Here is a 365-nt window from a genome sequence, read left to right as displayed (position 1 = left end):
GGCTGCGGCCAGCCCGGACGTTCCTTATTATAGGCCTCGACAATACGCGTCACTTCCCGCTCACCAAGCTTTTCCATCATCTCAAAAGGACCTTTTTTAAATGCCAGACCGATGATGCAACCCAGATTGAGATCCTGGCGGGTGCCGATGGTACGGTCGGCGATATCGAAGCATTGAGAAAAGACGCATCCCAACATCCGATCCCTGATCCATTCTCGAAGATCCAGGGGCACATCAACCTTGGTACCGATCCTGTTGGTGTTCCAGCTATTTACAGACTGAAAGAGCATAGAGGGTTTATAGCACTCGCGCTCAGACATCAGGCGCGTTTGGGATTCATGGATCAGCGGGTTGCCGCCGGCTAA

1 pseudogene is annotated in these 365 nt (G+C 52.6%); it reads right to left on the bottom strand.

Annotation, left to right across the window (positions count from 1 at the left end):
* Positions 1-365, bottom strand: a pseudogene (locus tag ACYQ8U_RS23285) (3-hydroxyacyl-CoA dehydrogenase/enoyl-CoA hydratase family protein); the annotation flags it as partial.

This window comes from Desulfocastanea catecholica (genome assembly GCF_054657295.1).
The sequence above is the reverse complement of the archived record's forward strand: the minus strand, read 5'-3'. Positions and strand labels throughout refer to the sequence as shown.